The organism is Lysinibacillus sp. fls2-241-R2A-57 (genome assembly GCF_030209535.1).
In the GTDB taxonomy this organism is placed as follows: domain Bacteria; phylum Bacillota; class Bacilli; order Bacillales_A; family Planococcaceae; genus Lysinibacillus.
In genome coordinates, this window is the sequence record NZ_JARVRU010000021.1 from 17,474 (window position 1) to 39,374 (window position 21,901).

The window sequence follows — 21,901 nt, forward strand, 5'->3', positions numbered from 1 at the left end:
CTTAGTATAGAAGACAATAGCATATAAAAAGAACTTCCACAAAAAACGGAAGTTCTTTTTTCCTGTAGTATCAACATTAGGCTTTAACAGAGATTAGTTTAATAAAAAAATTATTGCAGCTCTTTTACTAATGTTTTTACTAGAGCAGGGAGCCAATCATGAAGCTGGCTAAATGTAAAGCCTGCTGCTTCGGCCTTTGCAGTTGACATATACCAATCTGCTGGAATCCCGTATGGTGACAGCGACTTTTCGTCGCCGCCTATAAGTGAAATTTTTGCATACTTTCCGCTTGCTTCTTCAATAAGCCCCATCAAATCTTTTAACGAAATTGCATCTGTTGCTGTTGCATTATAAGGTCCTTCAATTGGTGTAATGCCAGCAAAATATAAAAATGCAGCTGCTTCGTCATCCGTAATAAAGCTCATTTTCGCTTCAATATTTGGGAATGAAATAGGCTGTTCCTGTAAAATTCGTTCAACGTGAAAATGTAAACGGCGTGTATAGTCGTTCACACCCATAACAATTGGGAAACGTACTGCGACAACAGGGAACGTAGCCTCTTTGAAAATTACTGCCTCCGCTTGTCGTTTTCCTTCACCATATGAAAAATCTTCACGGTTGCCCATTTGAACTTTATAATCATAGGGGTTAAAATCTTCTTCTGTTTTGACAGTGCCGTCTATTTCGCAGGTTGATAGAGTAGAGGTGAAAACCAGCTTTTTCGTTTTACCTTCTAAAATTTCACAGATTTGATGAGCCTCGTTTGGAGAATAGCAAATATTATCATAGACAATATCCCACGTTGTACTTGATAGTGCCTGTGACAACGCAAGTGCATCATCTCGATTAACAACTAGTTGCTTCACCTTTGTACCAAAAGGATTTCCACTTTGACCACGTGTTAAAATAGTTACACTATGTCCATTTTGAAGACAGAGTTCAACAAGCTTTTTACCAAAAAATCGAGTACCTCCTAAAATTAAAATGTTCATATTTTTCCCACCCCTTCAAATTAGTAGTCTCCTCTTCATAATGACAAAAAAACAGGCATACTACAATTTAAAAGTAATTGTAGTATGCCCATTTATTATTGGGTTGGTGGCGGAGGAGGTTGAGTTGTATTTCCGTTGTTTCCTCCGTTAGAGCCATTCCCGTTATTTCCGGAGCCACTGCCGTTATTGGAGCCGTTTCCGTTATTCCCGGAGCCGCTGCCGTTATTGGAGCCGTTTCCGTTGTTCCCGGAGCCACTGCCGTTATTGGAGCCATTTCCGTTGTTTCCGGAGCCACTGCCGTTATTGGAGCCGCTTCCGTTGTTTCCGGAGCCACTGCCGTTATTGGAGCCATTTCCGTTGTTCCCGGAACCATTGCCGGTATTTGAGCCATCTCCATTATTACCACCAGAACCATCGCCATTTTCTGACCCGTTACCATTATTGTCCGAATCATTTTCGTCAGTAGGTGGAGTTGTTGGTGGAAGCTTTTCTTCCTTGTCTTTTTGTTCAGGTTCTTTTTTACTTCCGCTTCCACCAGTAGAAACGACATTGGATTGCGGTGAAGTTAAACCTGTAATGTCTACAGCGACAACAGCATAGGCTTGCCCGCCTGCAACCCTCATACTTTGTGATGATTCAGGTACTGATCCTACAAGTGTTCTACCACCGTTTGTTACGTTATAGATCCGATAACCGACTACATCATTTGAAGAGCCTGACCAAGATAATGTATTGCCATTAATCGAAGCACTTACTGCTCCAGGAGAATTACGGTCTGCTGGGAAATTAACAGCTGATACTGATGAATTCGATAATGACGAATTTTTTGGTAATAGGCTTGCCGGATTACCGCCAAGTGGACCTAGCATTCGTTTAATAAATGCCTGATTAATACCTGCACCGCCTGCTTTTACAAATTCTCGTGGTGTACTAGGAAGTGCATTGTATGTTTTACCCTTAATCGTAACTACACTAGAAGAAGCTAAGCTATCATCTGGCCGCGAAGGTAAAAATACTTTCGCATTAAACAAGTCAGAGCGCACGAGACCGGCATTCGCACATGCTGCAGAAGGCGCTAAACCAGAAATACCGCAGAATGATGCAGTCACAACGTTTTTAGGTGCCTTAAAGCTAGTATTAGGGTCAATTAATTTCGGATCTACATCATACACAGAATTCATCAATGTTCCCCATAGCTTGTTAATACGCACACTAGGTTGCTGATACGTATTGTTAAATGCATACAGTGATTGATTTTGATCATAACCCATCCATACTCCAAGAGAGACATTCGGGTTATAGCCGACTAACCAAACATCTTTATAGTTTTGTGATGTACCAGTTTTAGCAGCGAAGTCAGAAGAGAATTTTAGTGTATTTTTTGCAACTGTACCCGTTCCTTGTGTTAACACATCTCGCATCATATCTGTAACGATATAAGAAGTTTCAGGACTAAATACTTGTTCAGGTTTAACTTCGTGTTTATAAATGATATTTCCATCTTGGTCTTCAATTCTATCAATCATATAAGCGTCGATGAATTGTCCACCGTTTGCAAAGGTTGCGTAGGCATTGGTGTTCTCTTCAACAGTAATACCTTCTTGTACTCCCCCAATCCCAGCTGAAAGGTTTGTAAAATCATCTGGCTGTAAGGTTGTGATCCCCATTTTTACTAAATAATCAGCAGGACGTTTGTTAAGAATATCGTAATATAGACGTAAAGCTGATAAGTTTTGTGAACTCGCTAATGCCTCACGTGCAGGGATAAGCCCTCGTTCATCGCTAGCAATATAGTTGCTCGGACTCCAACCACCAATAGAGAATTTTACGTCAACTAATGGGCTACCTGCACCGATTACACCGTACTCTATTGCAGGTGCATATACGAGTAAAGGCTTCATTGTTGAGCCATTTGAGCGTTTTGCCTGTGTAGCATAGTTATAACTTTTTAATTCAAAATCACGACCACCGACAAAGCTTAAAATACGTCCAGTATTATTTTCAATTAAAATACTTCCAACCTGTACAGGCATCTGAACTTCAACTTCTTCACCTGTTGTAGGGTCCTTTTCTTTAGCTGTATACGTATGACCGTAATATTTAAAGTTTTCCGCTGCTTTTTGCATCGCATCGTACATATCCTTATCGATTGTCGAATAAATACGATAGCCTTTCGAACGGACATCGCGATCTGCTAGGATCATATACTTATCTTTTAATTTTTTTTCATTCTTTAAGCGTTCTGGATCAATACCATCTTCTTTTGCTAATTTTTCAGCAATAATTTCTTTCGCGCGACTTTCAAGCTCATAAGTTAGCCATGGGTAGCTATCCTCAGCGTGTATCTCTGGTGCACGGAAGTCAGCAGTGATGTCATAAGCGAGCGCTTCGTTATACTGAGCTTCGTTAATATAACCTGCTTCTTTCATACGATAAAGAACAGTTTTCATGCGATCAATGCCAGGTTGAAGAGCTTCTTCACTTTTAAGTACGCCTGTATTTGTAAAAGGTGTGTAAGTAAAAGGTGCTTGAGGAATACCAGCTATGTACGCCGCTTGTGGAAGCGTTAAATCCTTCGCTTTTACGCCGAAAATACCTTCAGCAGCTGTTTCAACTCCAGCGATATTTCGACCTGAAGAGTTACGACCATATGGAATAATGTTTAAATAGGCCTCTAAAATTTCTTCTTTTGTCATAAAGTGCTCTAAACGCATAGCAAGTAAAATCTCTTTTGCTTTCCGTTCATAGGATACTTCATTTGTTAATACTTGGTTTTTAATAAGCTGCTGTGTTAGCGTAGAACCCCCTGTTTGAGTAGAAGAGTTTGTTACGTCTTGAAGAAGCCCGCGAATAACGGCCTTCGGAACGATTCCGTTATGTTCACGGAAATACTCATCCTCTGTCGCTAATACTGCATTAACTACATCTGGTGAGACATTATTTAGTGATGTTTCACGACGTTCTAAATCTGTACGTAATTTTCCGATATAAATATCGTCGGCAAAATAAATCTCACTAGTTGAATCGTAGTTAAAAATTTGAGTTCGTAATTCATCTTTAGAGCGCAACGGCTCTTCTTTTACGAGTGAAGCGAAATAGCCAGCACCAACTGAACCGACAAATACAGTGCCTACCAATGCAAAGATTAAAAATAGTAAAAATAAATTCCAGATAACACTTCCGGAAATGCGTAATTTCTTCATCCATTTTCGTACTAATAATTCTTCGATCTTTGCATTGATTTTCTCAATCCAATCTTTCAATGTATCGACCTCCTAAAATCTTGTTTATTATAGCACATATTGTTTTGGCTCGAACATAGTTATTGACAATGAAAAAGAATCGTATAAAATAATGCTTATAGTTTTCTAGTGAAGAAGAGCTTGCAGTAGTGTCTATATTCCCTGTTTAGAGAGCCGGCGGTTGGTGAAAGCTGGTCATAATGTAGAGACGAATTACGTGCTTGGAGCTTAGACGTGCGCGCCTGCGATAAAGGCGGTTGAATGAAGAGGAAGATGGATGACATCTTCAAGCCGGGTGGTACCGCGTTAGTGATTAACGTCCCTGCATGCAATGTTTTTGCGTGTGGGGACTTTTTTGTTTCTCCCTACACGAAATTATTAAACACATAGGAGGAATAAAAATGACGAACGAATTATTACAAGACTTAGAATGGCGCGGATTGTTATATCAACAAACAGATGCTGAAGGTATGACCAAATTATTAGATGAACAATCTGTCTCTTTATACTGTGGTGTTGATCCAACTGCGGATTCCATGCATATTGGGCATATTGTGCCACTTTTAACGCTCCGTCGATTCCAAAAAGCGGGTCACCGTCCAATTTTGTTAGTTGGTGGTGCGACTGGTATGATAGGAGATCCGTCAGGTCGCTCTGAAGAACGCCAATTACAAACAGTTGAGCAAATTGATAAAAACGTTCAAGGTATCCGTAGCCAATTAGAGCGTATTTTTGACTTTGCAGAAGATGGTAATGGTGCTCAGTTAGTTAATAACCGTGACTGGATTGGCAATATAAATACGATTGAGTTTTTACGTGATTATGGGAAATTAATTAACGTGAACTACATGTTAGCAAAAGATACGATTGCATCACGCCTAGATACAGGGATTTCATTTACTGAGTTTGCGTACACGTTAATTCAAGGTATTGATTATAATCACTTATACAACCATTACAACTGTCGCATTCAAGTAGGTGGCTCTGATCAGTGGGGGAATATTACAACTGGTTTAGAAGTTATTCGCAAAACACATGAGGAAGAGACAAAAGCCTTTGGTATAACAATTCCTTTAGTAACGAAAGCAGATGGTACAAAATTTGGTAAAACAGCTGGTGGTGCTGTATGGTTAGATGGCAAGAAAACTTCCCCATACGAGTTCTATCAATTCTGGATTAATGCTGCGGATGCTGACGTTGTAAAATACTTAAAAATCTTCACATTCCTTTCTCGTGAAGAAATTGAAGCTTTAGCAGTATCTGTAGAAGAGGAACCACATTTACGTAAGGCACAAAAAGCGCTAGCTGAAGAAATGACTCGCTTAATTCATGGTCAAGAAGCATTAGACCAAGCAATTCGTATTACAGCTGCTTTATTCTCTGGTGACTTAAAAGCACTTTCTGCTGATGAAATGAAGGATGCGTTTAAAGATGTTCCTTCTATTGAAATGGCGAAAGAAGATAAAAATATTGTGGACCTATTAGTGGAAGCTGGTATTTCACCTTCAAAACGTCAAGCTCGTGAAGATGTAACGAATGGTGCGATTAGCGTTAACGGTGAAAAGGTCACTGAATTAGAATATGTCATCGACGGTAAAGATCGTTTAGAAGATGCATTCAGCATTGTTCGTCGCGGTAAGAAAAAATACCATATGGTGAAGTTTGTTTAATTCAGACTTATACAACAATACGACATCCCCTCAATATTTGAGGGGATGTCTCTTTTGGATGAAAATAAAATGGTTAAGGAAATCTCTAGCCGCTATGCTAGAAGATACAAGATAAGTAAAATGGTTGATCTTCGTTACGGTAGGGTGACTCCTTGGGGATCAGCGTCACAGTTGAGACCCTGCAGCGAAGCGGATGTTTTTGCGAAAGCGAAGCGACAGCAACAAATGTTTTATCTGTGCGAAAGCGAAGCGACAGCAACAAATGTTTTATCTGTGCGAAAGCGAAGCGACAGCAACAACAACAAAGCGCCCGCCGGAACGGAAATCAACCCCTCTCTTTGCAGAAGAGCCATACTTTTATTTTAGCAATCTAAAAAACTTGGAAGCTTTATGTGCTTATATTCTTTGGGGTGAAGCATATTCGCAAGCTTCAATGCACCCTCTATTAGGCGTGGTGATGGGCGACAATAAAGCCATTCCTCCATTACGTGAAGCCGTTTCATTTTAACGGCTTGTAGCTCCTGCGCATGTGAACGTTTTAATAGATTGGCTGGTTGAATACGCTCAAACGCAACTCCTACCCAAGCCATCATAATATAGTCGGGATCGCGCCTCACTACATCTGCCCAATCAGTTTGCACGCTAGCTAATTCCACATCTTGAAACAGATTTTGCCCACCAGCAATAGCACTAATTTCAGTTAACCAATTAATTTTACCTGGTGTGAAAATAGGGTTTGGCCACCACTCCCAATAGAGGGTAGGTTTTTTAGAAATCGTTTGTGCAACTGAGTGAAGACGTTCGATACATTGTAAATATTCCTCAGAAATTTTTTTAGCACGGTCTTCAACTCCGCAGGCTTTACCTAATGTATGGAGATCTTGAGCGATTTCCTCTAATGAATTGGCATTAAAAACAATGTGAGGAATATTTCTAGCTTGTAACGCTTCAATATTTTTCTCCATCCCAGGGACACTTAAGGATGCAAGTACAAGATCAGGCTGTAATGCCTCTAATGCATCCATATCAATTGATAAATCGGGGCCAAGCTGAGGCAAGTCTTTTACGGCTAAGGGCCAATCCGAAAAATCATCGACACCAACAAGCTGATCAGTCAGCCCTAAATAAGCAACAAGCTCGGTATTACTAGGGCAAATTGAGATTAAACGCATATTCATATCTCCAATTCTTTTTAAGAAAAGTATAGCGAGTGTTGGGGACACATTCAATGACTGAATTTGTCACTCAACAATAAAAAAGGCATGCCTCCGAGAGACATGCCTTTTGATTACCTTTTAAGAAAGTGCGACAGCTTCAAGTGATTCTTCTTTTTTCGCTACAGGGCCCATCGCATTCGTAATAATTTGTTTAATGTCCTCTAAAGTTGCTTTACGTGGGTTTGTTGCAGCACATACATCTAACATTGCATTTTTCGCTAAGATTTCAATATCCTCATCCTTCGCACCTAATTCGCGGAAGCCACTTGGAATGTTTAGGTCGTTAGACAGATTTTCAATTGCTGTAATTGCTTTTTCAGCAGCATCACGTTTACTTAATCCTTCAACGTTTTCGCCTAGTAATTCAGCAATTTTAGCAAAACGCTCTGTGCGTGCAGTTAAGTTGAAGCGGCAAACATGTGGCAATAAAATAGCATTACATACGCCATGTGGTAGATTATAGAATCCACCTAATTGATGAGCAATAGCATGTACGTAACCAAGTGATGCATTATTAAACGCCATGCCTGCTAAAAATTGAGCGTATACCATTTGCTCACGTGCTTCTAAATCTGCGCCGTTAGCATAGGCACGTGGTAAATATTCAGGAACTTGCTGAAGTACCTTTTCTGCACATGCATCAGTAATCGGTGTTGCGTTTGTTGACACAAATGATTCGATTGCATGTGTTAATGCATCTAAACCAGTTGCCGCAGTTAGAGCAGGAGGTAAGCCAATCATTAACTCTGGGTCATTAATCGATAATAGTGGAGTAACGTGTTTATCAACGATGGCCATCTTCACTTTACGCGCTGTATCCGTGATAATTGTGAAGCGAGTCATTTCACTTGCCGTACCAGCAGTTGTGTTGATAGCGATTAATGGCACCAATGGGTTTTGTGATTTATCAACGCCTTCATAATCATGAATGCGTCCACCATTCGAAGCAATAAGTCCGATACCTTTTGCTGCATCGTGTGCGCTACCTCCTCCAAGAGATACGATAGAATCACAGTTTTCAGCATGATACACTGTAACTCCATCTTCAATGTTTTGATCTGTTGGATTCGGTTCCGCTTTCGGGAAAATTGCTACTTCAATTCCAGCAGCTGTAATGATGTTAGCAATTTGTTCAGAGAGACCTAATTTGTGTAAGCCCTCATCTGTTACGATTAATGTCTTTTTCACTTCTAAATCATTTAAATGTTTACCAACTTCTTGAATTGCTCCAGGTCCAAATAAGTTTTTTTTCGGCATGACAAATTGCTTTAGAACGTCTGACATATTTCCAACCCCTTTAACAAAATTGTTATTGCTTGAATGATGGCGAACCACCTTTCGAAATTCATGTTATTCTATTCCTTGTAAAAGTTCAACTCGTATTTTTATTAAAATTGTTAATTTTATTCATGTTATTATTTCACAAAAAAGTTAACTGATTTTCTGAGTTGTTGGAAGATTGAATTGTCTAGGGATATTTATTTGAAAGCGTTTTAAAATTGTTTTCTTATGAAAGTAAAATATATTTTTTGGAAGTCGGTTCTATTTTTAAGAAGGATTGAATAGTAAATAACTGATATTTTGTTTTTATTATAAAAGTAGTGGTTATGTTGTTTTAAAATTGCGTAATTACTATTTTAAAGTACAAAAAACCGCTGTTAATTATCGGAATATTTAATTAATTTTAGCTCTTCACCAAAACATGTGGTTGATTTCCGTTCTGACTGGGCGCGTCCGATGAGCCAGCTTGGGTCAACAGATGTTTTATGTGCGAAAGCGTAGTGTTGACGTAGAGACAGAACTTTGCAAATATGTCTTGGGCTATATGACTGGGATTTAACGGACTAAATATTAAATTAATAAAGTAAAAGGTAGCGTTTTTTTTTTTTTTTGAGCGTGGTTTTTATCATTCTTTATATTTACATTAGTGATATATGATTCCAATTGAAATATGATAAGTATGAAAGGGGTCGCTAATATGGAAAATAATAATCAAATCGATGGTAATGTTATCCATGCAACTGAACAAAATAAAGAAGTGAAAGACATTGATGTCTTTTATGAGTTGTTAAGAAGGTTGGATATAACAAGAAGAGCTAGAATAAAAGCATCTACTAGATTACGAGAGAAGCATGAATTTTACGAAAAGACATCATATTTTTACTCCATAGTTATTTTAGTGTTGTCAATATGGTTTATTGATAGTTCGGGTGATATAACAAAAGTGTTATTAATCGCTTCATTATCATTAACATTCTACACAATGTTTTTAGGGATAAAAAATTATAAAGAGAGAGCAAGTAATTTCGAAAATAACTACCAGCAATTAAATGAATTACTGAATAAAATGCAAAGACTAGAGGCTGATAAACACAAAATTACTCAGAATGTATTAAAAGAACTTCATCGAGAATACGAAAAATTAATTATCGATAAAGAAAATCATTTACCTATTGACTTTATGATGTGTAATTCTGAAAACGAAACTAGATTCAAAAATGAAATAAAAAGATACAAAAGAATCGATACAGCGAAAAAAGAAAGTATATTAATTTTTCCGTTTATATTATTAGCCATATTTTTATTCACTGAGTATCTCAATTGAGATGCTTTTTTCTGTGAAAAAACTTTTCATCATTGGGTTGGGAGTTCGGAAACTTATGAAAGTTTTATATGCCATTAAGTCTGGCGGATGTATCAAATGGGCTTTGCGAGTAGAACTATGAATTGTAGAGGTCGATAATTTCTACAAAGATAGAAATCTAAAGAACTGACAGTCTCTAGTACATTAAGAGTCGTATTTGTAGGAGCCTATAGTAAGGCGGTCGAGTGTCCTATAATTAAGTTTTCTAAAATAAAGCGAGGGGAAGAATAATGAAAAAATTATTTGTTATGTTACTAGCAGCATTTGTATTTGCAGTAGTAAATCCAACAAAATCAGAAGCAAAAGTGATGTATGATGGAGCAGAAGTTGTAAAAGGGCAAACAGGAAAAATGACCTTTAAAAAAGATATCAAGGTGTACAAGAGAAATCCAGATGGTACATTTGATTCGTTAGTGGTTAAGCGAAATAACTTTTTTAGAACGTATGATATTGAGAAATATGATGGTAAAACATTCTATCAAATGGGGCAATATCGGGTACAAGCAACGGATTTGGTAGTTTTCAAAGAAGTACCAATAGAAATTCGTTCATCTTTCTATAATAACCCAACTTATATTTATATTAATCGTGATGGTATTGCTAATAATTACGGACATTACTTCAGAGAACAAGATTACTGGAGTATTTCTTACTGGAATACAAATAATGGACAACAACTTAATTATTGCTCTGGCGATAATGATGGTACTTACGATCCGTGTATTTATTATCTTGGTACAGACCTTAAGATCTCTGAGACAATATCGAGAGAAAGCAATGTGCGTTATGAGATAACTAAAGATGCCGAAGGGAAAACCTATCCATTAAAAGAATCAAAAACTGAAAAAATTATTAAAAAGGGAAGTGTTGTTTATTCATGGGGTGATGAAATTAATGGTTATCTGCTTGTGCACAATGGCTTAGAAGGAGATGACAGACAATATATTTGGCTTCCGGTAGATTTATTAAAGCCAGTTAGAGATAAGTGATAGATTAGAAATTATATAAAGCCCTCTTATTCATGTATATACAATTGTCGATAAAAAGCAAAAACCCTAGAGAACCTTGATATAAAAGGATGATAATAGACCAGTTGCAGTAAAGTTTGATAAATGGTTTTCTAAATGGGAACCTAATGCAAGTTATGAATATGATTATCACTGGACACCTGGACTTGGATATATCTACGCTTCCACAGGTACAATGTTAAGAGTTCAATCGTTAGGTACTAATAGTACTGTAACTGATATAAACTATAACGTTCACTCTGGAATTATATCAATGGTAAGTTTTTCAATTAATAATTAATTGTATTATTATAAAATTTCTTTATTGTTAAATTGGTAGGTAAAGACACTAAAATCGAATTTTTATAGTTTAAAAAATTGTAATTATTAATAAATATAGTCTTGATACTTGATATGGCGGAAGGAGAGGAAAATGAAAAAAATAATTATCTTTAATCTATTATTTTGTATAATAGTCATTTTTGTTAGTTACAATTATTTTAATTCTAAATCTCGAAACGCTATCGTATACAACTATGTGGAAAACTATATTGAAACTAACTATGGCATTGGTAGAGAAGATTTAAAATCTGAAGAAAACAATTACCGAAGAGGAATGAGGTTGTTTGCAATAGAAGTTAAAGATATTGTAACTAAAAAACATTACTTTTTTGAAGTGGATATTAGAGATGACTATTCATTAATTTATATAAAAGATCTTACTGAGGTTCATCGTAAAAATCAATCTGATTAAAGAAAGTTTATTTCAACAGGTATCAGCAATATTTTGAGAAAGTTTGTATGGCACACTTAAATAATAGCGGTGATTGCCAGTAGTTTAGAAAAAATATATGGTTTAATTATGGATTAAAGTAGGATATTCACTCATCACTATAAACACACCGCCAGGCTATTTTATTTACCCTAATTTAACCCTATACCAACCTAACATAAAGAGTTTAAATATATTTAATTGCAAAGTTTCACAAAAGAAAAAAGCCTCGGAATCCTTGAGTTAACAAGGTTTCTAAGGCTTTTTGTGTTGCTAAATGCAACGAAGTTTTATTAACGAGAGTAGTACTCTACGATGAATGCTTCGTTGATTTCAGCTGATAATTCAGAACGCTCTGGAAGGCGAGTGAATGTACCTTCTTTTTTGTCAGCGTCAAATGTTAAGTAGTCAGGTACGAAGTTGTTTACTTCGATTGCTTCTGTTACTACAGCAAGGTTTTGAGATTTTTCACGAAGAGAAATCGTTTGACCTGGTTTTACGCTGTATGATGGGATATCAACGCGTTTGCCATCTACTAAGATGTGGCCGTGGTTTACTAATTGACGAGATCCACGACGAGTACGAGCTAAACCTAAACGGTAAACTAGGTTGTCAAGGCGAGTTTCAAGAAGGATCATGAAGTTTTCACCGTGTACACCTTTCATTTTACCAGCGCGGTCAAATAGAGTACGGAATTGACGTTCGTTCATGCCGTACATGTGACGAAGTTTTTGTTTTTCTTGAAGTTGTAAACCGTATTCTGATAATTTTTTACGTTGGTTTGGACCGTGTTGACCTGGTGCGTAAGGGCGTTTTTCGATTTCTTTACCTGTACCGCTTAGTGAGATACCAAGACGACGTGATAATTTCCAAGATGGACCTGTATAACGAGACATATTGTTGTCTCCTCCTTTAAATTTGGTTTTTTTGTTGTAAAACAAAAACCAGTAGTACCCATTCCTATACGCATTTTATTTTCATGTATTTTCGCCTATGCAGCCGTTAGGTTACACAATACACCATCTACTCTGTTAGTTACACTAAATGAAATAGAGGAATAAAATACAGTAATAAGCTCATACCACTGCTGCGTTTATTTTACACAAACTTCATTGTAACTGCTTATTACATAGACGTCAATTATTACACTGACTATTTTTGAAAAAGACTTATAGTAAGAAATTCCTCTATATACAGTTCACACTACTTCAAAATAGTTAATGATACAGTGAGAAATGGAAAATATAAAAGTGAACGAGAATAACATAGTCAAAATGACACAAAATATGTATAATATACTATAAGTTAATAGTAATTGATTTGGACGTTATATAGAAAAGGTGATTTCATGACAGACCATTTACAAACGCTAAAATATATACAATCAGATGTTTTGAGCTTTTGGGTGAGTTCTAAAGAACAAGCCGGTTTTAATGAGTATTTTTATTCATTGAAACAGTGTCTAAAGAAGCACTTGGGAATTGTAAATGCGGCTTTTCTCAGTTTTGAAAGTAATTCTTTAATACCTGTTGAAGAGATGGCTGCTTTAACAATCGAAACAAAACTAAATGCTGTGTCATGGCTAATGATTGAAGCAAGTTTTTATCAACAAAATGTGGTGAAAATTCCTTATATATTTAAAGAAAAAGAAGCTTATACGATGATGACTGATTTGGTCCTTTTTCAAGCAGAAGGCAAAACCCCAATTGGTGTGCTACTTATAGAAGCGACAGATGCTTGGACAGATTTTATGACTTCGGATTATGGGGAAGAGTTTGTGGAAACACTTACGAAGATTCTTCAGATGATCAGAGAAAATTTAGAAGTAAAGGCGAATGAAGATCAATATAGAAAATTGTATAATATGACAGATTTGTTTCATTCCACCATGGATATTGATTTAATTTTAGATAATGTCTTAAAAAATATTAAGGATAATTTTCCTGAGTTTAATGTGGAGCTTATACTATCGAATGATCAAGACCGCCATACGACTATCGATATTAAGCTTTTTGATTATTTATCTGAAAGACCTGCAACTATTGAGGCTTTTGTCTCAGGAGAGCTGACAACGGAGCTCGCAAGCGATTTGAATTGTCGATTATTGAACGCTCCAATAAAAGGTAGACAAGCTATTTATGGCATTTTGCAAGTAAGTGCACCTACAACATATCTTTTTTCAACGACTGAAAAGGATTTTATACGTATGCTGGCACAAGCATCTGGAAACGCACTCGAAAATGCAAAATTGTATCATCAATCGCATCGCCTCGTAAGTGACTTACAACTCATCAATGAAACATCGCATCGTTTAAATATGAGGATTGACATTCATGAAATGTTACTTTTTCTACAAAAACAGTTAATGAAATCCTTTCAACCAATGGAAGTTTGTTTCGCTTTTAAACATAATGACACTTTTGAAGTGACAGATGCTAGTACGGCTTTATTCAATTCAGAGAAGGGTCAAACATATATAAAACATGTCGAGCAACATTTTGAACATACCAATGATCCACTGTTTATTGCCGATTTTAGTCGATTAACCTCTAATCAAATTGATTATCGTTCAATTATGGCAATCCCAATCTTAATGGAAGAAAAAATTAATGGTTTTAGTATTGTGTTACACAAGGAGCCGTATTTCTTTTCGTTTGATAGCTTTAAATTAATGCAATCATTAATCCATCACTCTTCTTTAGCGATTGCAAACTCTATATTACGAAATCAACTTCAAGAAATGGTGGATTTAGACCATTTGACAAAACTATATGCAAGAAGTTATTTAGACCAATATGTAGAGAAATCGCTTGAAAATGATCAATCAGGAATGTTTTTACTCATTGATATCGACAATTTCAAACGCATTAATGATACGTATGGTCATCAAATGGGTGATAAGGTTCTTATGCAAATTGCGATCCAGTTAAAAGAAACGATTGGAGCTCGTGGCATTTGTGCACGTTGGGGTGGAGAGGAAATGTCCGTGTATGTCCCAAATATTGATGAGAAAGAAGCAATCGAATTGACAACAGCGATTGTTGCGGTAATTCCAAATGCAACGGATCCTCAGGTGACAATTTCAGCAGGTCTCATAACATGGGATGAACAGTACCGTCCGGCGTTTCAATCAGTTTTCCTACATGCAGATACAGCGCTATACGAAGCTAAAAACAGCGGGAAAAATCGATTTTGTATTCACGATCGATCCTGCCAAACAAATTCATAATATATATGAAAATATAGCCATCTTTATCCCGCATTAACTGACCGTAATAATCAGTTAGGGATGGAGAAAACCCCCACACGAATTAAAGTTTCACATATAAGTGAATTGCCCTGAAATGGCCATTATTAAACCATTTCAGGGCAATTTTTTTAGACAATCTTTATATATGAAGGAGTAAGGTCTTTACGAATAGTTCTAAACCTTCTTGATCTTCCTTAGAAAAACGATTGACGATTGGACTGTCGATGTCAAGAACACCAAGTACCTCTCCTTCTTTTATCAAGGGAATAACGATTTCGGATTGGGAAGCGGCATCGCAGGCAATATGCCCTGGGAAGGCATGGACATCTTTGACCACCATTGTTTCTTCTTTTTCTACAGCTACTCCACAAACACCGCGTCCAATTGGTATTCTAACGCAAGCAGGTAAGCCTTGGAATGGTCCTAATACGAGTTCTTCTTCCTGTAATACATAAAAACCAACCCAGTTAATGTTTGTCAGAAATTGATTCAGTAATGCAGAAGCGTTACTGAAATTGGCAATACGATCGGTTTCTCCTGTCAGCAGTGCATCTAATTGTTTTGCTAATGAATCATATTGCTCGGCAATTGACCCTTCATAATTAATTTGTGTAAACATAAAACACCTCGTTTGAAAGTTAGTTATTTTGGATAAATGACTTGATAATGTTGATGTAAATCAGTAACACTGTGAGCATCTGAACCGAAAACAATTGGTAGCCCAATAAATTTACTATAATCAATGAAGGCAAATGGTGGATAAGGTTCCTGACAATATGTTTTACTTAATCCAGCGCTATTTAAATCAAGCGCATAGCCTTCTTCCTTCATTAAATCTAAAACTTCTCGAATTCGCGCAGCATCATCGATTTTCATCGTATGTGCTAATTGAAATTTGTGAATAAGTGAAGGGTGCCCAATGCGCTTAGGCTTGAATTGCCCTAAATTTGCCTTAATGGATTGTAGGACAGTATCGTAATATAAATCATATACTTGTTTAATAGAGCCCACTTTTTTTGAAAAAGCCATAAAACTTTCTGGAGAAAAATCTATGCATTCAAAGGTATTTTGCCATTGTAAAAAATGGACGGATAAAATAGAGTCATCTAAAAAATGTCCATATGTATCAAGAAATTGACGTGTTTCATGTTCAAAGCCTTGAATATAGTCAACCTCTAGACCAATGTCAATGCGAATGTCTTGTGCGTACGCCTTTTGAAGGCTCTGCAAATCTTCAAAATAAGGCATTAAAAAGTCAGGATTCATACCACTATCTTGCTGTGGTGTAGGGTCTACAAAACTCAATGGTAATGGTGCATGTTCTGTGAAGGTAATATGTGTAAAGTTATGAGCGATTGCTTTTTCAATATATTGTTTAAATGAATCTGAAGTACCGTGTGGACAATATGGGCTATGAATATGGCCGTCACGTTTCATAAAATTACCACTCCTTTAGCATTTGGATAATAACACTTTTTATTACGCCAGTTGTTCAAAATTTAAGTAATTGTCCTATTGAAAAGGGATAAATACACAAAAACACTCAAATTTTAGTACAAAAGGCGAAAACATAGTATATAATGAATACAACTAGCCAATTCGTTTATCTTCATTCAGCAGAAGACTTCCACATCTCAAGGTGATGAGATGAATGCAGATGGGGTTTCTTTTCAGTGGTATCCAAACACCTACTGAATGAAGATAAAGCCTCCGGCGGATGTCATGGATATTGAAAGAAATGAATGAAAGGATGTTAGCTTAAAACCTTCGCATCCTGCGAAAACGGCTAACTGACCTGCATCGGTAAAAACACCACGTTCTGTGGCATTACCGAAATGACCGACATCGTGTCGGCCCTCGTGCAGGCCTGGGCACAATTCAAATCCAGACGCAATTACGCCAAGGCGATATTGATTGTAGAATAGGGGGCTTACGATGGAGTATATCATCATTCCGGTTATCCTACTATTAATTTTAGCGATAGTAGGATTTATGATGCGACGAAAACATACAATAATTATTGCTGAACTTGAAAATGAAAAATCACAAATACAAAACAATCCCATAAATGAAGAAATTTCGAAAGTTAAATCTTTAAACATGAACGGTGAAACAGAAGAGATGTTTGAACGATGGCGTAATAGTTGGGATGAAGTCATCGATGTACATATGACAAAAGTTGACTCGCTTTTATTTGATGCTGAGGATCAAATAAATAGACTTCGTTTTAATAAAGCAACATTAATTGAACGAGAGATAGAAGATTACATTCAAAAGTGTGAACAAGATAAAGATAAAATCTTAGAAGAACTAAATGAATTAATTGGTAGCGAAGAAAAAAATCGTATTGAAATTGAACAATTAAAAGAATATTATCGCTCTGCACGTAAAACGTTGTTAGCGCACCAGCATTCGTTCGGCGTAGCATTACCTGCGCTGGAGAAAAAGCTAGAGGGGTTTGTTCAAAAGTTTGAAGAATTTGATGTGCTCACAAATGAAGGAAATTATTTGCAAGCGCGAGAAATTGTTATTAGCTTAAATCAAGAATCTCAACAGACATTTGAATACATTAATGATGTACCAACAATTTTGACGGAATTGCAAGTAAAGCTACCAGGCGCTGTACAGGAATTACGCAGTGGTCAGCGTGAAATGGAAGAGCAATCCTATTATTTACAGCATTTAGAGCTAACGAAGGCGCTGGATAAATTTGAAGAGGAATTTGCAACATTAAAAAATGAATTAGCAGAGCTTAATTTAATCGTTGTTAAGCCACGTGTTGCTGAAATAAATGACGAGATTGATCAATATTACGATCTGCTTGAAAAAGAGGTTATTGCTAAAAATTATGTTGACCAAAATTGTGATCGTTTATTAAGCTCAATCACTAATGTTATTGGTTCCACAAGATTAGTAAGTGATGAAGCAACCTTTGTACAGCAAAGCTATCATTTAAATGAAAAAGATGCAGAAATTCCAAAAGCGGCATTAAAGCAATTAGAGGCTTTACAACGTCGCTATGATTTATTGGCGATGCGTGTTAGAGAAGAAAAATCTGCCTACTCAAGTTTGCAGGAAGAATTGATTGAAATTAACGATGAGCTTGAACGTATTCATGAGGAGCAAGAAAATTTATCGAATACGATGAAGAGGCTACGAATTGATGAAAACAAGGCTAGAGCGCAAGTAGAAAATTTAAAGAAAATATTACAAGAAACAGACCGATTATTGAATAAAGCTAATATCCCAGGTATCCCTGAGGAGATGGATGCACGTCTAGATGAGGCAGCAGAGCACATTTATGTAGTTATGCAAAGCCTGCAAGAGGTACCTCTGAACATGGGAACGGTTCATAATAATTTAAATGCTGCAACACTTTGTGTGGAGGATGTAAAGGCAAAGTCACATGAATTGATTGAAAATGTAATGCTGATTGAACGTATCATTCAGTATGGTAATCGTCATCGTGCAACAAATCCAAAATTGAATAGTCGTTTAAAAGAAGCAGAAGGATCTTTCAATCAATTCCGTTATTCAAAGGCATTAGAAGAGGCTGGAACGGCAGTTGAAGAAATGGAGCCAGGTGCTTTAAAGCGAATTCAAGAACTTGTAGCAGAAGAAACAAAATAGTTAAGTATAATAAAGAATACATCAGCTGTCTAAAAAGGTATAGTTATTACTTTTTAGACAGTTTTTTTATTAAGATGCGAGATTTTTTCTAATATGAAAAGGGCTAAGGTGATCCAAAATGCAATTTTATATTCGGGAAATGAATGAAATTTATGCGACTGACATTTTGAAGTGGAAATACGATGAACCATATGATTTTTATAACAATGAACTAAACGATGAATCTTTAAAGGAATTACTAGATAATCCATATTATTCAATTGTCAATGATAAAGAAGAGCTAGTCGGTTTTTTCTGTACAGGAACATCTGCACAAGTACCTAAAGGACATGACTATGGCGCGTATTTAGATGCGTGCATTGATATAGGTATAGGAATGAAGCCTGAGCTAACAGGAAAAGGTTTTGGTACAGAATTTTTTTCATTTATCTTAAATCAGTTACAACAAGAAAATTATAGTCCTCTTCGTCTAACAGTAGTTACATTTAATACAAGAGCCATTCACCTATATGAAAAATTAGGCTTTGAAAAAGTTATGGAATTTACAACACCAACTGAATTTATAACAATGAAGAAAGGTTAAAAATAAGCGTGTTGACTAAGGTTTATTATTGTGAAATCCGCCTTCAATATGGTGATAAAATCTTGAGGATCAGTGTTACAGATGAGACCCCGTAGCGAAGCGGATGTTTTCTGTGCGAAAGCGTAGCGGCAGCAACAACAAAAGTGGCTCATCGGACGCCCCAGTCGGAACGGAAATCAACTCCATGTTATTACAATGCAAAAACCTAAATTTTTACATTGAAACTTTCATAGTTAATGTCTTAGATGCCACTCTAAAAGGGTGTTTTTTTACATTAAAAGCAAACAATTGAGTGATTAAATTAGTATAATTGTTAAAGTTAGTGGTCAATTGCATGAGATTGCGTTATGATAAATACCGTTAAATCAACGTTTTGAAAGTGTGTGAATATTAATGGAAGTTAATACAATCTATTTAGACAACAGTGCAACAACAAAACCTTTAAAAGAGGTTATGCAAGCATTTATGGTAGTGAATGAGCAGTATTATGCCAATCCTGCTTCCATTCATGCAATGGGTGTTGAATCGAACGAATTATTAATGCGTGCACGTGAGCAAGTAGCAGATATTTTGCATACAGAAGCAAAAAATGTGCTATTTACATCAGGTGGTACTGAATCCAATAATGCAGCTATTTTAGGTTTAGCACGTAGTAATACACATAAAGGGAACCATATTTTAACAACTGAAATTGAACATCCATCTGTGATAGAATCCGTTAAGCAGCTTGAACAAGAGGGTTTTGATGTAGAATATTTACAGGTAGATAAAAATGGTGTTATTTCTTTAGAAGAGCTTCGCGCAAAAGTGCGTAAGGATACCATTTTAGTAAGCATGATGCATGTAAATAATGAAATGGGTGCTATCCAACCAATTTTTGAAGCAGCAAAAATTATTCATGAATCAAGTCGTGCAGCTTTTCACGTGGATGCTGTACAAAGCTTTGGGAAATTACCGATAGCATTTAACGATGATGAAGGACCAGACTGTATTTCAATTTCTGGTCATAAAATTCATGGCTTTAAAGGCTCAGGTGTATTAGCATTCCGTAAAAAAATGAAATGGCAACCGTATGCACTTGGTGGAGGACAGGAGTTTGGTTTACGCAGTGGAACAGTAGCTGTCCCTCAAGCTGTGGCCTTATCCAAAGCAGCCCGAGTAGCTGTAGAGACGATGAATGACCGAGCAAAAAAATACCGTCGATGGTATGAAGAAATATGCACGCAATTACATGGATATGGGGATGTCGTGCATATTTTGTCAACGCCACAAGGAGCGGCACATATTTTATCTTTTAGTATTCGCGATTTAAAAGGTGAAGTCATTATAAATGCATTGCAAAAACGCAATGTTATTGTTTCGACATCGAGTGCTTGTTCATCAAAGCAAACAAAAACAAGCCATGTTGTAGAAGCTCTAAATCTTGATGAGCATTTTAAAAAGGGTGTCATTCGTATAAGCTTTGGCGCGTATGTAACAGATGAAGATATAGTAAAGTTTAAACAAGTATTAGATAAAGTATTGATGGAACTTAAAGGAGAATTTAAATAATGATTTGGAAAGAAATTTTAATTCGATATGGCGAGCTTTCTACAAAAGGTCGCAACAAAATGGATTTTATTCGTCGCTTACGTGAAAACATTCGTCACGCGTTCGCTGATTTAGGACATCTACACATTCGTACAGAGCGCGATCGTATGTTTATAGCTATACAAGATGAAACACAAATGGATGCACTATTAAAAGGATTACCTCAAATTTTTGGTATTCAATCATTCAGTCCTGTGGCAGCGTGTGAAAAAGATATAGAGGCCATGAAAAAACTTGCGATAACTATTATGGATACATTTAAAAATGAACAGCGTACTTTTAAAGTAGAAGTAAAACGCACAGATAAAACATTTCCTCTAGAATCACATGCCATTCAACGCGAAATTGGTGGTTATGTTTTACCTCAATATCAAAACTTATCGGTAAAAGTGAAAAAGCCTGATATCGAGCTTCGTGTAGAGGTGCGACATGATGCTACATATATGATGGCACAAGTTATTCCGGGTGCAGGTGGAATGCCTGTAGGCTCTAATGGTAAATCTTTATTAATGCTTTCTGGTGGTATTGATAGTCCTGTTGCTGGTTATTTAATGATGAAACGAGGAGTGCGCTTAGAAGCGATTCACTTCTTTAGCCCACCGTATACAAGCCAAAATTCATTGGAAAAAGTAAAGGTACTTGCTAATGAATTAACGAAGTTTGGAGCAAGCATTCGTTTACACGTTATTCCTTTCACTGAAATCCAAGTTCTTATTAAAGAAAAAGTACCTTCAAATGTATCAATGACAACAACTCGCCGTATGATGCTAAAAGTTGCTGACAAAGTACGTGAAGAAATTGGTGCATTAGCTATTGTTACAGGTGAAAGTCTTGGACAAGTAGCGAGTCAAACTCTTGAAAGCCTTACAGCTATTAATGCCGTAACGAACACACCGATTTTACGTCCTTTAATCTCATCAGATAAATTAGAAATTATCGATATTGCAGAGAAAATTGGCACATATGAAACGTCTATTCAGCCATTTGAAGATTGCTGTACAATTTTCACGCCTGCAAGTCCAAAAACAAAGCCAAAGCTTGAAAAGGTTGAGCATTATGAAAGCTTCTCGGATTTTGATGAACTAATCGAACGAGCAGTGAAAAATCGAGAGGTCTATACTTTCCCGAAAAAAGAGCAAGAAGCAGATAAATTTGCAGATCTTCTATAGAAGAAACTTGCGAGCCGACTCAAAAATCCATTTGAGTCGGCTTTTTAATTGGCTTCCTTCCGAGGTACAATTTACCTATAAAATTTTTGTATTAAAAATCTAATATCGCACATTCTATATTCACAAGGAGGTGAG

The 21,901-nt window shown here is 36.5% G+C and carries 18 protein-coding genes and 1 other annotated feature; of the genes, 11 read left to right on the forward strand and 7 right to left on the reverse strand.

What is annotated here, in order from left to right:
* Nucleotides 1-110 precede the first annotated feature (110 nt).
* Both QRN68_RS04015 and QRN68_RS04020 read right to left on the reverse strand, forming a co-directional pair.
* The gene (locus tag QRN68_RS04015) at nt 111-992 is read right to left on the reverse strand and encodes an NAD-dependent epimerase/dehydratase family protein (RefSeq protein WP_285395402.1); all 882 of its coding nucleotides are present in this window, start codon (nt 990-992) and stop codon (nt 111-113) included.
* Between the two features lie 95 nt (nt 993-1,087).
* Nucleotides 1,088-4,255 carry a transglycosylase domain-containing protein gene (locus QRN68_RS04020; protein WP_285395403.1) on the reverse strand — a complete coding sequence of 1,056 codons (3,168 nt, stop codon included), beginning with the start codon at nt 4,253-4,255 and terminating at the stop codon, nt 1,088-1,090.
* A 102-nt stretch (nt 4,256-4,357) separates the two neighbouring features.
* Nucleotides 4,358-4,561: a binding site (T-box leader), on the forward strand.
* 74 nt (nt 4,562-4,635) lie between these two features.
* Here QRN68_RS04020 and tyrS point away from each other — a divergent pair.
* Both tyrS and QRN68_RS04030 read left to right on the forward strand, forming a co-directional pair.
* Nucleotides 4,636-5,904: a tyrosine--tRNA ligase gene (gene tyrS / locus QRN68_RS04025; protein WP_285395404.1), complete on the forward strand. Its 1,269-nt coding sequence runs from the start codon at nt 4,636-4,638 to the stop codon at nt 5,902-5,904.
* A gap of 152 nt (nt 5,905-6,056) precedes the next feature.
* On the forward strand, nt 6,057-6,278 hold the full coding sequence (locus QRN68_RS04030; RefSeq protein ID WP_285395405.1) for a hypothetical protein: 222 nt from the start codon (nt 6,057-6,059) through the stop codon (nt 6,276-6,278).
* Here QRN68_RS04030 and QRN68_RS04035 read toward each other — a convergent pair.
* Complete coding sequence (locus QRN68_RS04035; RefSeq protein ID WP_285395406.1) at nt 6,267-7,076, reverse strand: cobalamin-binding protein; 810 nt, start codon at nt 7,074-7,076, stop codon at nt 6,267-6,269. The two genes, QRN68_RS04030 and QRN68_RS04035, sit on opposite strands and share 12 nt — an antisense overlap.
* A gap of 123 nt (nt 7,077-7,199) precedes the next feature.
* The gene (locus QRN68_RS04040; protein WP_285395407.1) at nt 7,200-8,405 is read right to left on the reverse strand and encodes an iron-containing alcohol dehydrogenase; all 1,206 of its coding nucleotides are present in this window, start codon (nt 8,403-8,405) and stop codon (nt 7,200-7,202) included.
* A gap of 694 nt (nt 8,406-9,099) precedes the next feature.
* Between QRN68_RS04040 and QRN68_RS04045 the strand changes: the two genes are divergently transcribed.
* The 3 genes from QRN68_RS04045 (at nt 9,100) to QRN68_RS04055 (ending at nt 11,526) form a co-directional block, all read left to right on the forward strand.
* Complete coding sequence (locus QRN68_RS04045) at nt 9,100-9,726, forward strand: SLATT domain-containing protein (protein WP_285395408.1); 627 nt, start codon at nt 9,100-9,102, stop codon at nt 9,724-9,726.
* 269 nt (nt 9,727-9,995) lie between these two features.
* The gene (locus QRN68_RS04050) at nt 9,996-10,754 is read left to right on the forward strand and encodes a hypothetical protein (RefSeq protein ID WP_285395409.1); all 759 of its coding nucleotides are present in this window, start codon (nt 9,996-9,998) and stop codon (nt 10,752-10,754) included.
* Between the two features lie 556 nt (nt 10,755-11,310).
* Entirely contained in the window at nt 11,311-11,526 is a 216-nt protein-coding gene (locus QRN68_RS04055; protein WP_285395410.1) for a hypothetical protein, read from the forward strand.
* 311 nt (nt 11,527-11,837) lie between these two features.
* Here the strand turns inward: QRN68_RS04055 and rpsD are convergent, their stop codons facing one another.
* Nucleotides 11,838-12,440, reverse strand: coding sequence for a 30S ribosomal protein S4 (rpsD, locus tag QRN68_RS04060; RefSeq protein WP_197144667.1), 603 nt, complete (start codon nt 12,438-12,440; stop codon nt 11,838-11,840).
* A gap of 578 nt (nt 12,441-13,018) precedes the next feature.
* Between rpsD and QRN68_RS04065 the strand changes: the two genes are divergently transcribed.
* Complete coding sequence (locus tag QRN68_RS04065; RefSeq protein WP_285395411.1) at nt 13,019-14,773, forward strand: sensor domain-containing diguanylate cyclase; 1,755 nt, start codon at nt 13,019-13,021, stop codon at nt 14,771-14,773.
* A 160-nt stretch (nt 14,774-14,933) separates the two neighbouring features.
* On the opposite strand, the gene QRN68_RS04070 is transcribed toward QRN68_RS04065, so the two are convergent.
* Both QRN68_RS04070 and hisJ read right to left on the reverse strand, forming a co-directional pair.
* Nucleotides 14,934-15,413, reverse strand: a complete 480-nt coding sequence (locus QRN68_RS04070) for a GAF domain-containing protein (protein WP_285395412.1) — start codon at nt 15,411-15,413, stop codon at nt 14,934-14,936.
* Between the two features lie 23 nt (nt 15,414-15,436).
* On the reverse strand, nt 15,437-16,231 hold the full coding sequence (gene hisJ / locus QRN68_RS04075) for a histidinol-phosphatase HisJ (RefSeq protein WP_285395413.1): 795 nt from the start codon (nt 16,229-16,231) through the stop codon (nt 15,437-15,439).
* A gap of 498 nt (nt 16,232-16,729) precedes the next feature.
* Between hisJ and ezrA the strand changes: the two genes are divergently transcribed.
* From ezrA to thiI, 5 genes are all read left to right on the forward strand, one after another.
* Entirely contained in the window at nt 16,730-18,424 is a 1,695-nt protein-coding gene (gene ezrA, locus QRN68_RS04080) for a septation ring formation regulator EzrA (RefSeq protein ID WP_285395414.1), read from the forward strand.
* A gap of 118 nt (nt 18,425-18,542) precedes the next feature.
* Nucleotides 18,543-19,007 (forward strand): GNAT family N-acetyltransferase, encoded by a 465-nt coding sequence (locus tag QRN68_RS04085; protein ID WP_285395415.1) that lies wholly within the window; start codon nt 18,543-18,545, stop codon nt 19,005-19,007.
* A gap of 112 nt (nt 19,008-19,119) precedes the next feature.
* Nucleotides 19,120-19,299: a hypothetical protein gene (locus QRN68_RS04090; RefSeq protein ID WP_285395416.1), complete on the forward strand. Its 180-nt coding sequence runs from the start codon at nt 19,120-19,122 to the stop codon at nt 19,297-19,299.
* Between the two features lie 101 nt (nt 19,300-19,400).
* Entirely contained in the window at nt 19,401-20,558 is a 1,158-nt protein-coding gene (locus QRN68_RS04095; protein ID WP_285395417.1) for a cysteine desulfurase family protein, read from the forward strand.
* A complete protein-coding gene (gene thiI / locus QRN68_RS04100) occupies nt 20,558-21,766 on the forward strand; it encodes a tRNA uracil 4-sulfurtransferase ThiI (RefSeq protein WP_285395418.1) in 1,209 nt (402 codons plus the stop codon). Before QRN68_RS04095 ends, thiI begins: the two co-directional genes overlap by 1 nt.
* Nucleotides 21,767-21,901: the final 135 nt, after the last annotated feature.

Bases quoted from the DNA above. Each gene is read 5' to 3' on its own strand.
- QRN68_RS04015 (WP_285395402.1), bottom strand. From the start codon at position 992: ATGAACATTTTAATTTTAGGAGGTACTCGATTTTTTGGTAAAAAGCTT.
- tyrS (WP_285395404.1), top strand. From the start codon at position 4,636: ATGACGAACGAATTATTACAAGACTTAGAATGGCGCGGATTGTTATAT.
- QRN68_RS04035 (WP_285395406.1), bottom strand. From the start codon at position 7,076: ATGCGTTTAATCTCAATTTGCCCTAGTAATACCGAGCTTGTTGCTTAT.
- QRN68_RS04040 (WP_285395407.1), bottom strand. From the start codon at position 8,405: ATGTCAGACGTTCTAAAGCAATTTGTCATGCCGAAAAAAAACTTATTT.
- QRN68_RS04045 (WP_285395408.1), top strand. From the start codon at position 9,100: ATGGAAAATAATAATCAAATCGATGGTAATGTTATCCATGCAACTGAA.
- QRN68_RS04050 (WP_285395409.1), top strand. From the start codon at position 9,996: ATGAAAAAATTATTTGTTATGTTACTAGCAGCATTTGTATTTGCAGTA.
- rpsD (WP_197144667.1), bottom strand. From the start codon at position 12,440: ATGTCTCGTTATACAGGTCCATCTTGGAAATTATCACGTCGTCTTGGT.
- QRN68_RS04070 (WP_285395412.1), bottom strand. From the start codon at position 15,413: ATGTTTACACAAATTAATTATGAAGGGTCAATTGCCGAGCAATATGAT.
- hisJ (WP_285395413.1), bottom strand. From the start codon at position 16,231: ATGAAACGTGACGGCCATATTCATAGCCCATATTGTCCACACGGTACT.
- ezrA (WP_285395414.1), top strand. From the start codon at position 16,730: ATGGAGTATATCATCATTCCGGTTATCCTACTATTAATTTTAGCGATA.
- QRN68_RS04085 (WP_285395415.1), top strand. From the start codon at position 18,543: ATGCAATTTTATATTCGGGAAATGAATGAAATTTATGCGACTGACATT.
- QRN68_RS04095 (WP_285395417.1), top strand. From the start codon at position 19,401: ATGGAAGTTAATACAATCTATTTAGACAACAGTGCAACAACAAAACCT.
- thiI (WP_285395418.1), top strand. From the start codon at position 20,558: ATGATTTGGAAAGAAATTTTAATTCGATATGGCGAGCTTTCTACAAAA.